The organism is Neobacillus notoginsengisoli (assembly GCF_003515685.1).
Taxonomy (GTDB): Bacteria; Bacillota; Bacilli; order Bacillales; family Cytobacillaceae; genus Bacillus_D; species Bacillus_D notoginsengisoli.
This window is the reverse complement of sequence record NZ_QWEG01000007.1, coordinates 129515-143572: the sequence shown is the minus strand read 5'-3', so window position 1 is coordinate 143572 and position 14058 is coordinate 129515. Positions and strand designations below refer to the sequence as shown.

Sequence of the window (14058 nt, the reverse complement as noted above, 5' to 3'; positions counted from 1 at the left end):
CGGCTGTTGCTTTTGCACAGCCGGTTTCATAGTGAAATGGAGGAGGAGAAATATGGACATCGAATGGATTATAAGAATCATCTCGGAAAACTGGCCGATGTTCCTCCGCGGGGCTGGCATGACACTCCTGATCTCGCTTATTGGAACGATAGCGGGGGCCATCATTGGTCTCATCGCTGGAATTATCCGGACGATTCCCGTTCCGGAACGCGGGACGAAAAAAATTGTTTTAGCTATTATAAATGCTATTTTATCTGCTTATATTGAGTTTTTCCGCGGAACACCGATGATTGTTCAGGCAATGGTCATTTATTACGGATCGGCAATGGCATTTGGAATCGATATGAATGTATTGGTCGCAGCATTAATCGTTGTTTCCATTAATACAGGGGCCTATATGGCGGAAATCGTCCGCGGAGGGATTATCTCCGTTGACAAGGGACAATTCGAAGCGGCTCAAGCAATTGGGATGAATCACATCCAGACAATGCTGAATGTGGTTTTGCCGCAGGTCATCCGGAATATCCTTCCGGCGACCGGCAACCAGTTTGTTATAAATATCAAGGATACATCCGTTCTGAACGTCATTTCGGTCTCAGAGCTATATTTCATGACAAAATCAGTCGCAGGGAACAATTTCAGGTATTTTGAATCATTCTTTGTGGCGTGTATCCTTTATTTTGTGATGACATTTGCCGTGACGAAAATCCTGCGTCATTTTGAAAAGAAAATAGAAGGCCCGGACAGCTACAAGGTTGTCGGCGAAGATATATCACCAGCAAGGTAAGACTTGTCGAAAGGAGGAGGACAAATGGAAAAAGTGATTGACATTCAGCATTTAAATAAAAGCTTCGGCAGCCATGAAGTTTTAAAAGACATCGACTTTTCTGTCAAAAAAGGCGAAGTGGTCAGCATCATCGGTTCTTCAGGTTCAGGGAAGTCAACGCTTCTCCGTTGCATCAACCTACTGGAGATGCCGAGCGGCGGGCAGATCATTTATAACGGTGAAAACATCCTTGATGACAAGCATGACTTGTTTCTTTACCGCCGGAAGCTGGGCATGGTGTTCCAGCAGTTCAACTTGTTCAACAATCATAATGTGCTGAACAATTGTGTCGTTGGTCAAGTGAAAGTGCTGAAGCGTTCCAGTGAGGAAGCTGAAGAAGTTGCGATGAAGTATCTGAAGGTTGTCGGAATGGACAAATATATTAACGCCAAACCGCACCAATTGTCTGGCGGCCAGAAGCAAAGGGTGGCGATTGCCAGAGCGCTGTCCATGGAACCAGATGTCATGCTGTTTGATGAGCCGACTTCCGCGCTTGATCCGGAAATGGTCGGGGAAGTCCTTAAGGTTATGAAGGACCTGGCGGAATCAGGCCTCACGATGCTGATCGTCACGCACGAAATGGAATTCGCCCGTGAAGTATCCGACCGAGTCGTGTTCATGGATAAAGGTGTCATTGCCGAAGAAGGCAGCCCGGAACAAATCTTCAGTAACCCAACCCAGGAGCGGACAAGGGAGTTTTTGAAGAGGACACTGAGGGAGTTTTAAGTCGGAAGATTAATTATAGGACGTTTACCAAGCGGTTATATGCATAAAGGATACAATAAGAAAAGCGCGGCTACTAACCAGAGGGTAAGCCGCGCTTCAATATTGTTAAAAAATATATACAACCAATACGAATAATCCCGCAGTGTATACTAGATAAAGAAGTACCAAGTTTATTTTCAATTGCTCACACATTTTTCTGAGAAGCTTTGGAAGAGTTCCCTTTCCGATGTACTTGCTTACCAGTAAAAAAATTGAAAGTATTGATAATAGCAGGATGAATTTGTTCGAAATGACCCTTTCAAATAAAGGATAAGCTTGGATTAAAAGTGTAAGCAAAACAAAATATAAAAATTGTTCATAACGCTTATCTAGACGCTCTGCAGATTGTAATTGGCTTTGTGTCACAATCAGTTTATCCTCCTATTTCCACCAAGATGTTACATCATAATATTGAACGCTTAGCGGAGTTGTGTAATTGCTATACTTGTAGTGAACCAAGGTTTCGTAGTACCGCCGTTGGCCAGTGTAATTGTCATAAGAACTTGAAGTCCAAGCACCAACGTAGGAAGGTGTAATGAGATTCACCCATCCTGACATCTTCGTCAGTATCCAAGTGCCAAGAGCAGTGGTGCGAATTGGGCTTGGAGCTTTTGAGACAAGATAGATGGTAATAATTTCAGCTGCATATTTTACGTCTCTATTAGAGTATGTTTTATACATCGGAGATATGACCCGCACAAAGCTCGAGCCTGGATCATTCCCCAATAGGCTAATTTCATCCTCTTCCCTTATTTCAGTAGAATCCCTCATAAGGTTGTTGTATAGTTCACTTAGTTCACGATCAGTTAACGCCTCATTCCCGCTAAACTCTATGCCGTTGTAATGGTAAATAAAATTAGGTTCTTGGAATTCATTGGTTATTTCGTCAATGTCACTATCAAGAGCTTCAAAGTTTTGTTCTGCGAATACAGGACTAACTATTCCTAATCCTACCACGAACGCCAAGACAGTTGAAAACAACTTCTTTGAACTTTTCAAAATAATTCCTCCTAATAGTTTTTTTGGTCAATTTTTAAAAAACTTATCCTCCTTTCCCAGATTTTTAAAACACCGTAACAATTCTCTGAATTATCTGTCTTTTCCTTTATCGTAATTCAACTGCTTTTGTCGAACGTAAAAATCAGTAAAATATGCCTATTATTAACAAAAATATTGACAAAAAATTCATATAATACTCGCAATAGCTTGAAAGTCCCTGTATAATAATGTCAGATAGTAAAATTGACCCAGGGCAACGTATCTGAAAAGATACGAACGCAAAGCTACAAGGGGCTAAAGCAGGAATCTGCTATGCCAGCCAGCTGCATGACAAGGGCCCTGATAAAAAGATTGGGTCTTTTTTGTTATACTTTTTGACATTTGAAAGGGGTAGGGATGTTGAAAAAGGTATTAGCAATTTTGTTCACAGCTATACTGGTGATGGGGCTGGGTTCTCCCGCATTGGCGTCGGAAAATGCCGACGTTGCCAAAGGGCTCCAGCTAATTGAACAAACCAACAAGGAAATTGATAAAAAGATTGAGAAAGCAGTAGCAAAGGCTGATAACCTCCAAGCAGAATACCTCTATGAACAAAAAAAAATTAAAGAAAGAAATGACGAATTTCAAAAGGATATTGAGGAAGCAACTTTGGAGTTAATGGCTGCCGAAGAAAAAGATGCCAAAAAGCTGGAAGACAAAATCAAGAAGTTGAATGAAAAGCTCTACGAGCAATCCAAAATTTATGAAGAAAAAACACAGAAATATACGAAGGAACTGGAAAAGGTAATTTCTAATGTCTATAATGAGACCCTTGAAATGTCTGCCGAAACAATAAAAAAAGCTGAACAATACGGAGTCATCGCGGAATGCGAGTGGAAGCTTGTTCGTTTTGCCGATAAGTGGGTATGGATTGATCCGGTGAGGGTTGTAAAATTAAAGAATTGAATTGATGAAATAATTTGAATACTATATGATAATATTAATCTGACGAGTCTTAAATAGACTCGTTTTTTGCTTACTGTAAAAAAAGGGGTGTAATCATGGCGCTTTCAATAGGAAAAAAAGGAACTGTCATTGAAAAGGTTTCTTTAGATACATTTGATATTGGATTACTTGCCCGGGGAGATGGGGTTGAATGCATGATACACACCATTTCAAAAGACAATCTTTTTTATGTCTATCCAAGTGATACCCCTAATGTGATGGAGTTTTTTTATATTCTTCAAGGCGAAATGATTTGTGAATTTAATGGCGAAAAAATTAAATTAGGACAAGGTGATTATTACTCGACAGTTAACTTGGAGGAGCCCGTTCATTTTTCTACCTTAACGGAAGTTACTTATCTTTGGGTGATTACAGAGCCGACCTTTTACCAGTTAAGTGAAAACATCACTCATTTAATGGAAATTGTTGATGAGGTAGAAAGGAAGGACTGGTATACATACAAACACAGTGAGCGAGTTTCCGAGTATGCTGTGAAAATCGCTAAAAAGCTAATGCTACCGAAGGATAAGCTTGAGAATTTATACATAGCTTCCATTTTGCATGATATCGGTAAAATTAATACCCCTTCAGAAATACTGAATAAGCACGGCAAACTGACCGATGAAGAGCTTGCAGTCGTAAAGAAACATCCTAGGGATGGAGCGGAAATGGTGAAGGACCTTTATTATAAGGATATCGCCAACATCATCGCCCAGCACCATGAAAGGCTGAATGGAACCGGCTATCCAAATGGCTTAAAAGGGGAAGAGATTCTTCTTGAGGCCAGGATCATCGCCGTAAGTGATACATTCGATGCAATGACAGAAGACCGTGCCTATCGGAAAGCGCACACTGTCCAGGATGCGGTTGATGAACTGAACCGGATGGTGGCTAGTCATTATGATGGGGTAGTTGTGGAGGCGTTTGTTGAGGTCTTGAAAGAAGAGGGCCGGGTATAAGGCGGCTTTTGCAAAAAGGAAAGGAATCAATCCTGGGAGCGGATTGATTCCTTTTTTTCTATTTCAAGCTGATTTGCACTGAATAGGATTGGCTGTCGTCAAGAACTATTGAAATAGTCGCCTATTGTAAGGCCTTGGCGAATCACTGTCCCAACAAAAAGCATCTTGTGACAAGAGGAAGCATAAATTCTCGTAGTCAGTCCCAACCTTGTTCATCTTGGGACAGCAGCCGGCTTTTTGGTGAATCCCTGTCCCAACATCAAGCATCTTGGGACAAGAGGAAGCTTAAATTCTCGTAGTCAGTCCCAACCTCGTTCATCTTGGGACAGCAGCCGGCCTTTTTGGTGAATCCCTGTCCCAACAAAAAGCATCTTTGGACAAGGGGAAGCATAAATCCTTGTAGTCAGTCCCAACCTTGACCAGCTTGGGACAGCTGCGGGCTTTTTTAGTGAATCACTGTCCTAACAACAAGCATCTTGGGACAAGAGGAAGCTTAAATCTGTCAAGTCGGTCCTAACCTTGTTCATCTTGGGACAGTTACCGGCTTTTTTGGTGAATCCCTGTCCCAACAAGTAGCATCTTGGGACAAGAAGAAGCTTAGATCCTTGTGCTCAGTCCCAACCTTGTCCAAAGTCGGGAGACAAGGAAGCTGCGGACATATTTTTGAAACGCCCCTGCTTCAAAAGGTAAAACAAAAACCAGGCACCACGAAGGTACTATCGCTTCATCTTTAACCACTAACCGCTTCCAGTGCGACTTCAATCATGTCGTTGAAGGTCGTCTGGCGCTCCATAGATGAAGTTTGCTCCCCAGTCAGGATGTGGTCACTGACAGTCAGCAGGGTCAGTGCCTTTACGCCGAATTTGGCAGCGAGATAATATAATCCAGCTGCTTCCATCTCGACTGCGAGTACCCCGTGTTTACCGAGGGCTATGACTTCATCCTGGCTGTCCATGTAGAAAAGATCGGAAGAAACGACATTTCCTACAAGGATATTCAACCCTTTTTCACTGCCAATTTCATACGATTTCTTTAATAGTTCAAAGTTCGCGATTGGCGGGAAATCGTATCCCGGAAACCTGCTGCGGATGATATTTGAATTGGTTGCAGCTGCTTGGGCTGCAATGACGTCACGGATTTTGACATCTTCCTGGATGGCCCCGCAAGTCCCGACTCGTATCAGGTTTTTCGCCCCATAGCCTTCGATCAGCTCCTGAATATAAATCATTGCAGATGGCATTCCCATCCCGGTCCCCTGAACAGAAACGCGGTTTCCTTTATAGGTACCTGTAAAACCGAGCATTCCCCTGACATTATTGTAGGAGACGGCGTTCTCAAGGAAGGTTTCCGCTATATATTTGGCGCGGAGTGGATCTCCTGGCAGTAAAACGGACTCGGCAACATCGCCGGCTTTTGCTTCAAGATGAACAGTCATAGTTATTCCCTCCATTATTCATAAGTAGATAACAGTTTCAACATACTAACCTTTGAAGAGCACTTTCATTGTGTTAGTATGTTCAACGCAGACTAGAGATTATTCCACTCCCGGAGGGCCTATGAGGGTGCGGTTATTTCCGGCCATTCAAGGGTAATACTATTGGACTGGAAGGCTTTATGATACTAGTTGGGATTTCACCATTTCCCGAAACTATCGGAACGCCTATACTTACATAGGTTTTCCAAAATGTAACTATTCCGTAACTGAGTGGAATACTGTTCTTAAAAAAATGTGCTCTTTAACGCATGTCCAATGATGTTCCTAGCACTCGTGCTTGTTTTCTTCATTTGCTATATAATATTTTAGGCATCTGCGGGGATCCGGCGGTTCACGAGCACCCAAATGCTTCCGATACGGCTGGTATAACCATAACAAGGTGTTACGCTTTTCTTTAGATTGAGGTGAACTTTACAGATGAACAAATTTTTTACTATCCAGTCAGAACAGACGACAATCCGATCAGAAATCCTCGCCGGGCTCACCTCTTTTATGACAGTGGCCTACATCATTGTTGTCAACGGGGCGATTCTGAATACCGCGGGCATGCCATACGAAGCGGTTACGCTTGCAACGCTCATCGTCAGTTTTGTCGGCTGTATGCTGATGGCGCTCTGGGCGAATTCACCCCTCATCATCGTTCCTGGGATGGGGGACAATGCCTTTTTTGTCTTCACACTTGTCCTCTCCTTTGGCCTAACATGGCAGCAGGCCCTCGCCGCGGTCCTGATTGCGGGCCTCGTGTTTATCATTGCGGCTTTTACGAAGGGGGCTGTTTATTTATCAAGGTCGATCCCATCGTCAATGGTCCATGGGATGACAGCCGGAATTGGGCTCTTTATCGCTTTTCTCGGTTTGAAAAACGGCTGGCTGGTTGTTGCGAGTCAAGGGACATTCGTTAAATTGGGTAACTTCGGGGAACCCCACGCCCTGACGACAGTGCTTACGCTTCTAATTGTCCTGCCGCTCTTCTTAAAGAACGTGAAAGGCAGCTTTTTGATTGGGATTATTGGAGGGACGATCATTGGCGCTATGCTTGGGATTGTCGATTTTTCTCCGCTTCGTGATTTCAGCATATCCTTCGGTCACTATAATGAAATCTTTTTTGCCTATGATTTCAGCAAGATCAATACGGTAAATTTTTGGACAGCGGTCTTTTCGCTTTCAATGGTGATTATTTTTCAAAATATGGGCGCGCAACTCGGCATGCTTCCTGATAAAGCCAAATTCCAGAGGTCATTCCAGGCGAATGCCGTTTCGGTTGCAGCGGCCTCTATGTTGGGATGCAGCCCGGCGACAACTGCTGCTGAGTCTGCGACAGGCATTGCTGCTGGCGGAAGAACAGGATTAACTTCTTTGACAGCAGGCCTATTGTTTATCCCGGCATTATTTCTCATTCCCTTTTTCAAAATTATCCCGAACGAGGCAATTGCCCCGGTGCTGATTATTGTCGGCTGCCTGATGGTGCAAAGCCTGAAACAGGTGCCGTTTGACGACTTTACCGAAGCGTTCCCGGTTTATTTAATGCTGGCAATCATGCCGCTAACATTTAGTATTGCTAATGGGATTGCGTTTGGGTTTATTGCTTACCCAATTGTGAAGCTCGTTACAGGTAAACGGAAAGACGTATCTATTACGATGTACGTCATTGCCTTTTTCTTTTTGCTCTACTTCATATTGGGAGCTCTTTAGCAAAAAAAAGACAGCGTTTTGCCAAAAGGCATCGCTGTCTTTTTTTGAAAAAATCATAAAGCTTCTTTGATCGTCTTTTTATAATACTGAACAGATAGGAGTCCGAAAACAGAGTAGAGGGCTGTATACAGTGCCATTACAACCAACATAGGGGTCCAAAGCTCCGTCCCGAATATGAACCAGCCGGACTGGACGGCAAAGTAACTGTGGAGGAGCCCGACGGCAAGCGGGATTCCGAAATTGAATAGCTGCTTTGCTTTGATTCCTTTGAGTAGGTCACCACGGGTAAACCCAAGCTTTCTTAAAATTGTATAATGCGGTTTTTCGTCCTCACTTTCATCCATCTGTTTGAAATAGAGGATACAGCCAGATGTAATCAGGAAGGTTAATCCAAGGAAGCCGACGATGAACATGGAAAGGCCGAAAATCTCTTTCTGCCCATTGGCTATTTCAAACCGCGAATCAGCGAAACCACTGTTAGGAAAACCAATCTTTGTAAAGATAGTATTGGCATCCTTCTGCTTATTTTCATCCTTAATGGTAATGCCAATATAGAGAGAAGATTCCTTCTGGAGTTCCGGAACTTGATCCTTCTCAAGCCTTTCAAAAACCCCATGGTCAACAATGGCGACGGGCACGCCCCCGTTCGTAAAGTACCAGGAGATATGGTACTCCTTCTTCATCCCGGTATAGGAGAGCGGAATAGCGCTCTTTTCTCCCTTTAATTCGATGCGGCCTGAATCCTTTATAGGCAGAAATTTTTGCAAGAGGTCATTATAGCCCGTAAAGTACACTTCCCCGGGAGAAACATCCTCGCCTCGCACTGACTTTTCGCTAATGACGGATATAGGCATGGATTCGGGATCGTTATCCACTCCTTTCATCTTGTTTTCCATCACGTCACTCAAATCCGCATATACCTGTAGGACAGGGATCCGTTTCTCATCATAAGAAATTTTTCTCTCTTTTAAAGCTGAAGTAAACGTTTCAGCATCTTCGGTAGTTGCAAAAGAAAAGTCGGCTGCGACATTTTTTTCAGCGGCCTTCTCCGCGGAGTAGTAGGAAATATAGGTGAGAGAAAGCAGGCCGATCGCCAGTGCCGAAACGGTTGTAATAATTGTCAGCAGCATTGCATTCGACTTCATTCTAAACATAATCGTTGAAAGCGAAAGCACTTCAGTAATGTTCAAATAACCATTTTTCTTTTTCCTTATCCTTTGGAAGAGAAAGCTGACCGAACCTTTATAAAAGAAATACGTCCCTATAATCACCGATCCTAGAATAAAAATCATCGCCCCGAACAGTTCAGTCATTGTCATAAACTTGCCGCTGAAAAGTTTTGAAGAGATAAAATAACCCGAAACGATGAGGAGCATTCCCATTATTCCCATCGCCGCTTCCCAGAACGACATTTTTTTGGCCTGTGCTTCGGTGGAGGAGGTTACCTGAAACAACGACAGGATGCTTTGCCTTTTAATAAAAAACATATTCATTAAGATAATGACCAGGTAGATTATGCCGAATACAATGATGCTCTGATAAAATGCTTGCGTCGAAAACGACAAGGTTGCCAATTCTTTCAAATTCAACATTTTGAAGAGAATCATTTTAACTAATTTTGAAAAAGAAAAGCCTATAAAAATACCGATTGCTGTTGAGGCAAAATAAAGAATAAAATTTTCGGCCCCGAGAATCCAAGCAATCCGCGCTTTTGTCATGCCGACCAGCTGGAATAAGCCGATTTCCTTGCTGCGCCTTTTAATAAAGAGATTGTTGGCGAACAGGAGGAAGACTGTAACGATGGCAACGAGGAGGATGGAAGCTGTCCGGATGGCTGCCGCGCCTTTTACAGACCCTTTCGCTTCCCCCATGGCCGGATCGAATTGCAGTGTGACAAAGGCGAAATAAAGTGCGACGCTGAATATAAGGGCGAACACATAGAGATAGTAATTCTTCAAATTCTTCTTCAGGCTCCGGAAAATGAGAGAATTAATGCTCATAATGGACACCGCCCAGAACACCTTGAGTTTTGATAATATCCTTAAAGAAGGATTGGCGGGATTCGTCACCTTTCAACAATTGACTAAAAATTTGCCCGTCTTTAATGAAAATGACTCTGCTGCAATAGCTGGCCGCAGCCGGGTCATGCGTAACCATCACAATCGTTGCCTGTCGCTTGCCATTTAGCTGGCTGAGCTTATTGAGCAGGTCGGAGGCTGATTTGGAATCGAGCGCGCCTGTTGGCTCATCGGCAAAAATAATGCTTGGTTCATGGATGAAAGCCCTCGCAGCTGAGGTCCGCTGCTTTTGGCCGCCGGAAATTTCATTTGGGTATTTATCTTTGACGTCATAAATGCCAAGTTCGTCGGCAACTTCTTTAAACTTTTCATTTGCTTCCTGTTTTGTGGCGCCCTTTATCGAAAGCGGCAGTAGGATATTTTCTTTCACAGTCAACGTATCAAGCAAATTATATTCCTGAAAAATGAAACCGAGGTGGTTTTTTCGGAACTCCGCTAGCTTCTTCTCCTTCATGCCGGTCATTTCCCTGCCTTCAATCCGTATGGAACCGGCACTCGCCCGGTCTATAGAGGAGAGGACGTTCAGGAGGGTTGTTTTGCCCGAGCCTGATGCTCCCATTATGCCTACAAATTCCCCTCTTTCAATTGTCAGATCCAGCCCTTTTAGCACTTCCTGCCTGTTGAACCTGTTGCCATATGACTTTCCAAGCTTTGAAGCTTCAAGTATGTTCATCTTTTTTACACGCTCCTATTGTTTCGATAGCTCTATCATACTGGCAAAAGCGTAAATCTTTCCTTCGATTCATCTAACAAAACGAGAAAAGCATGTGACATTTTTGTCACATGCCTGCAAGCTTTGTGAAGTCATTCCTCGTTGGAAAAACTAAACTAAAGGTGCTCCCTTTCCCGGGCATTGAGCGGGCATCGATCGTAATATTCAATGGCCCGGCGGCTTTTTTTGCCAGGTAAAGGCCCATGCCGGTTGCTTTATTATCATAATGTTTCATGGTGGAGGTGAAGCCTTTTTCAAAAATACGCGGCAAATCTCTCGCGCTGATGCCGCATCCATGATCTGTGATTTCAAGGATGGCGTGGCCGCTTCGTTCGAAGGAACGGATTTCAATATCAGTTGAATTACTGTATTTGACGCCGTTCGTTAAAAGCTGCCTGATGATGAAAGCGAGCCATTTCGTATCCGATAGAACTGTCGTAACCTTCAGGTCTACATCGAAACCAATTCCTTTTTGCATGCACCAAGACTGTAGAGTTTTCATTTCCGAAAATAGAACAGCTTTTAAATCGGTGTTTTCAATGAAAAGATCATTTTCCATGAACGGCAGCCGTTTTTGGTGAAGCTGCTGGTCCAGAAGCAAATGAATTCGTAGCCATTCGTAATGCAGGCTAGCCTTTGCGTTCCGGTCTTCAAGACGCTCAATGATCAGTTGCATAGCGGTCAAAGGAGTCTTTACTTCATGAATCCACGAGAGAAGTTCATCTTTCTCTTCATCAACTTTCTTTAAACTGAATGAAGTTTCTTGCTTTAGCTTCTCCGTCTGCGCAATAATGCTTTCTTCAATTATTTTTTCAAAAGGGCTTACAGCCTCGGCAAGGCTATTTCTATCAAGGGTTGAATCCCAAACACGAAGGCTTTTGTAAAAACGGGTTTCCTGCTGATAGCGATAGAGCAGGAACAGAATCAATAATCCTGAAGATAAAAAGACAATATAAAGAACCGGTCTGACAGGAATCACTGGGTCTAGATAGGCGATGAAAATAGAGAGCGCCTGAAGCAAGATGAACAAGGCAATCCAGCTGCGCCTTTCAATGAAAAAGGCCTTCATCATAACGGAATTCCCTCTTCCAGCGCTATGTATCCCTGGCCAATCTTTGTTTCAATGTATTGTCCAAGCCCTATTTCATCAAGCTTCTTTCTAAGGCGGTTAATATTTACAGTCAGCGTGTTATCACTGACAAAACGTTCATCATCCCAAAGGCTTTTAATCAGTTCTTCACGGCTGACAATTTTGTTTTTTTGCTCAATAAGGAGCTTTAATATGAAAATCTCATTTCGGGTCAATTCCACAGAACCCGATTCATTGCTTACAGTGCCTTTTTCAATATTCACGATAGACCCGCGCCAACCTTTCAAGGCGGGCGGCTGGTCGCCCGTATAGTTATGGATGCGGCGGAGAATGGCCTGGATTTTTGCAATCAGTACATCAAAATGGAATGGTTTCTGGATATAATCATCTGCCCCAAGCTGCATGGACATGACGATGTCGGCAGGATGGTCCCGGGACGATAGGAATAAAATCGGAACATTCGAGTGGGAACGGATCAGCCGGCACCAATGAAATCCATCAAATTTAGGCAATTGGATATCAATGATGACAAGGTCTGGATTAACCTCCATAAATTCGTGGAGGACATTGCCGAAATCTTGAATCCCATATACATCGTAGGACCATTGCGTTAACCGGTCTTTGATTTCGCTGAACAATGTTTCATCGTCTTCTACGAGAAGGAGAGAAAACATAGCATATCACCACACCTTAGCTTCGTTAACTATTATTCTATAGCAAAAAATTTCCTGTTGCCAGATTGGGCTGGGTTTCGGAGGAGATCTATAGAAGGTTTATATCTATTCGCCAATAGTAGGATTAACAATAGTTTTGCTAGAGCGAAAGAGGAAACGAAAACATAAACACGAACAATTGATATTGACTATGGTTTAATATTCGGTTATTATTACATTTGGTTCGAATAAAGTACTTATTATGCCCATTTTTACGATGGGAATTTTATTTTATAGGAGGGCATCATGGTAGAGCGCCTTTTCAAGTTAAGTGAACTAAATACAAATGTAAAAACAGAAGTCCTCGCAGGTCTGACGACGTTCATGGCGATGGCTTATATCATTGTGGTGAACCCGGCCATTCTCTCATCTGCGGGAGTACCGTTTAACCAGGTCTTTACGGCAACAATTATTGCCGCTGTCACCGGGACGGTAATCATGGCCTTGTTCGCCAATTACCCTGTCGCCATCGCACCGGGCATGGGGCTGAATGCCTATTTTGCCAGCGTTGTCGCAACACAGGGAGTCAGCTACCAAATTGTTTTCGGAACCGTTTTTCTCGCAGGGGTCTTGTTCGTGCTGCTTTCACTGACAAAGTTGCGCGAAATGGTAATTGAATCGATTCCGGAATCGCTAAAGCATGCGATTACTTCGGGCATTGGCCTGTTTATTGCATTCATTGGATTAAAAATGGCGGGAATTGTCGCTCCTAATAAGGAAACAATGGTTTCAATCGGCAACTTGCATCAGCCGGGAACCTTACTGGCGATTGCCGGATTGTTCATCACGTTGATCCTTCTTGTGCGCAAAGTGAAGGGTGCCTTGTTCTTTGGGATGATGGTAACCGCGGTTATTGGCTATTTCACGGGACTGCTGAAGCTGAATGGAGTTGTTTCGGCTCCGCCGGCGCTTGTTTTCTTTGATATGGATATTGCCGGGGTATTTTCCCATGGATTATTTACAGTTGTTTTCGCTTTCCTGCTCGTGACGATTTTTGATACGACCGGAACGCTCATCGGAGTAACCGAGCAGGCAGGATTAATGAAGGACGGGAAGCTGCCGCGGGCAAATGCGGCTTTTACCGCCGATGCGGTCGCCACTACGGTCGGTGCGGCGCTTGGAACGAGCCCGGCAACTGCCTATATTGAGTCGACGACCGGCGTGGCCGAGGGGGGCCGTACCGGGCTGACAACGTTGACGACTGCGGGCCTCATGCTGGCTGCATTGTTCTTCTCGCCGCTCGTATTAGCGATAGCCTCGCTGCCTGCGATCACGGCTCCGGCTTTGATCATTGTCGGCTGTTACATGATGGAGGGACTGGCAAAAATTAATTGGCGTGAACTCGATGACGCGTTCCCTGCCTTCATCATTATTCTTTCCATGCCGCTGACGTCAAGCATCGCAACCGGCATCGCACTCGGTTTCATTACGTACCCGATTATCAAGCTCGTAAGCGGTAAAGGGAAAAATGTGCATCCGTTGATTTACGCGTTTGGATTGCTGTTTGTTGTTCAATTATATTTCTTTTCATAAGCCTGTTCCCGGTGCGCTTTCTGGCATGCCGGGGCGGGCTTTTTTGTTTGGGGTTAATGGATTGAGTTTTGGAAGAAGGTGCAAATCCATTTCAATATCGCCTGGATAATGGAACGGGTTTGAGGATATTGCCCCACCTTTGTTAAGGTATAAGATTTTCTTATCAATTTTTATAAATAACATAAAATTACATATAGCCATTAACCCGCTTA

The 14058-nt window shown here is 43.7% G+C and carries 13 protein-coding genes and 1 riboswitch; of the genes, 6 read left to right on the top strand and 7 right to left on the bottom strand.

Going from position 1 to position 14058, the window contains the following annotated elements; all coding sequences use genetic code 11:
- The first annotated feature begins 52 nt into the window (after positions 1–52).
- Positions 53–787, top strand: coding sequence for an amino acid ABC transporter permease (locus tag D1B31_RS12315; protein ID WP_118921094.1), 735 nt, complete (start codon positions 53–55; stop codon positions 785–787).
- 24 nt (positions 788–811) lie between these two features.
- Positions 812–1552 carry an amino acid ABC transporter ATP-binding protein gene (locus D1B31_RS12310; RefSeq protein WP_118921093.1) on the top strand — a complete coding sequence of 247 codons (741 nt, stop codon included), beginning with the start codon at positions 812–814 and terminating at the stop codon, positions 1550–1552.
- A 420-nt stretch (positions 1553–1972) separates the two neighbouring features.
- Here the strand turns inward: D1B31_RS12310 and D1B31_RS12300 are convergent, their stop codons facing one another.
- Positions 1973–2590: a hypothetical protein gene (locus D1B31_RS12300; RefSeq protein WP_118921091.1), complete on the bottom strand. Its 618-nt coding sequence runs from the start codon at positions 2588–2590 to the stop codon at positions 1973–1975.
- 242 nt (positions 2591–2832) lie between these two features.
- Positions 2833–2921, top strand: a riboswitch (cyclic di-GMP riboswitch).
- A gap of 65 nt (positions 2922–2986) precedes the next feature.
- Between D1B31_RS12300 and D1B31_RS12295 the strand changes: the two genes are divergently transcribed.
- Positions 2987–3535, top strand: a complete 549-nt coding sequence (locus D1B31_RS12295; protein WP_118921090.1) for a hypothetical protein — start codon at positions 2987–2989, stop codon at positions 3533–3535.
- Between the two features lie 95 nt (positions 3536–3630).
- Entirely contained in the window at positions 3631–4533 is a 903-nt protein-coding gene (locus tag D1B31_RS12290) for an HD domain-containing phosphohydrolase (protein ID WP_118921089.1), read from the top strand.
- A 730-nt stretch (positions 4534–5263) separates the two neighbouring features.
- Here the strand turns inward: D1B31_RS12290 and deoD are convergent.
- Positions 5264–5968, bottom strand: coding sequence for a purine-nucleoside phosphorylase (gene deoD, locus D1B31_RS12285; protein ID WP_118921088.1), 705 nt, complete (start codon positions 5966–5968; stop codon positions 5264–5266).
- Positions 5969–6445: 477 nt separating this feature from the next.
- Between deoD and D1B31_RS12280 the strand changes: the two genes are divergently transcribed.
- On the top strand, positions 6446–7720 hold the full coding sequence (locus tag D1B31_RS12280; RefSeq protein WP_118921087.1) for an NCS2 family permease: 1275 nt from the start codon (positions 6446–6448) through the stop codon (positions 7718–7720).
- 53 nt (positions 7721–7773) lie between these two features.
- On the opposite strand, the gene D1B31_RS12275 is transcribed toward D1B31_RS12280, so the two are convergent.
- The 4 genes from D1B31_RS12275 to D1B31_RS12260 form a co-directional block, all read right to left on the bottom strand.
- Positions 7774–9720, bottom strand: a complete 1947-nt coding sequence (locus D1B31_RS12275) for an FtsX-like permease family protein (protein ID WP_118921086.1) — start codon at positions 9718–9720, stop codon at positions 7774–7776.
- On the bottom strand, positions 9710–10471 hold the full coding sequence (locus tag D1B31_RS12270; RefSeq protein ID WP_118921085.1) for an ABC transporter ATP-binding protein: 762 nt from the start codon (positions 10469–10471) through the stop codon (positions 9710–9712). Before D1B31_RS12270 ends, D1B31_RS12275 begins: the two co-directional genes overlap by 11 nt.
- A 106-nt stretch (positions 10472–10577) precedes the next feature.
- Positions 10578–11582 carry a sensor histidine kinase gene (locus tag D1B31_RS12265; protein WP_118921084.1) on the bottom strand — a complete coding sequence of 335 codons (1005 nt, stop codon included), beginning with the start codon at positions 11580–11582 and terminating at the stop codon, positions 10578–10580.
- On the bottom strand, positions 11579–12274 hold the full coding sequence (locus tag D1B31_RS12260) for a response regulator transcription factor (RefSeq protein WP_118921083.1): 696 nt from the start codon (positions 12272–12274) through the stop codon (positions 11579–11581). Before D1B31_RS12260 ends, D1B31_RS12265 begins: the two co-directional genes overlap by 4 nt.
- Positions 12275–12559: 285 nt before the next feature.
- Between D1B31_RS12260 and D1B31_RS12255 the strand changes: the two genes are divergently transcribed.
- On the top strand, positions 12560–13846 hold the full coding sequence (locus D1B31_RS12255; RefSeq protein WP_118921082.1) for an NCS2 family permease: 1287 nt from the start codon (positions 12560–12562) through the stop codon (positions 13844–13846).
- Here D1B31_RS12255 and D1B31_RS12250 read toward each other — a convergent pair.
- Complete coding sequence (locus D1B31_RS12250) at positions 13841–14029, bottom strand: hypothetical protein (RefSeq protein ID WP_118921081.1); 189 nt, start codon at positions 14027–14029, stop codon at positions 13841–13843. The genes D1B31_RS12255 and D1B31_RS12250 overlap by 6 nt on opposite strands.
- Positions 14030–14058: the final 29 nt, after the last annotated feature.